Source organism: Mesorhizobium sp. M1A.F.Ca.IN.022.07.1.1 (genome assembly GCF_003997575.1).
GTDB lineage: Bacteria > Pseudomonadota > Alphaproteobacteria > Rhizobiales > Rhizobiaceae > Mesorhizobium.
Genome location: NZ_RZST01000746.1, coordinates 1 through 420 on the forward strand (window position 1 = coordinate 1; position 420 = coordinate 420).

Sequence of the window (420 nt, forward strand, 5' to 3'; positions counted from 1 at the left end):
ATTTCAGGCTGATGACGTTCCCTTTCTTCTCGCTGATTCCTTCTCCTCCCTCCCTCCCCTTCCTCTTCTTTCTTCTTTCTCTCTTTCCTCCCTTCCTCTCCCTTCTCTTCTTCTTTCTCTCTTTTCCTCCTTTTCCTTCTTTTCTCTCCTTCCTTTCTTTTTCTCCCCCTTCTCTTTCTCTTCTCCCCCTCTTCCTCTTCCTCCTCTCTCTCTCTTTTCTCTCTCTTTTTTCTCCTTCTCCTTCCCCCCCCCCCCTCTTCCTTCTTCTCTCTCCTTCCTCCTCCTTTCCCTCTCCTCTTCTCCTCCCCTTCTCTTTTCTTTCTCTTCTCCCCCTCTCCTCTCCCCCTCTCCCTTCCTCCCTCTCTTCTTCCTTCTTCTTCTTTCCCCCCCCCCCCTCCCTTCCCTTATTCCTCACCCTTT

1 protein-coding gene is annotated in these 420 nt (G+C 51.0%); it reads right to left on the minus strand.

The window, feature by feature from the left end; all coding sequences use genetic code 11:
* The coding region (locus EOA75_RS35870) for a hypothetical protein (RefSeq protein ID WP_206517152.1) at positions 1-420 on the minus strand (420 nt) is incomplete at both ends.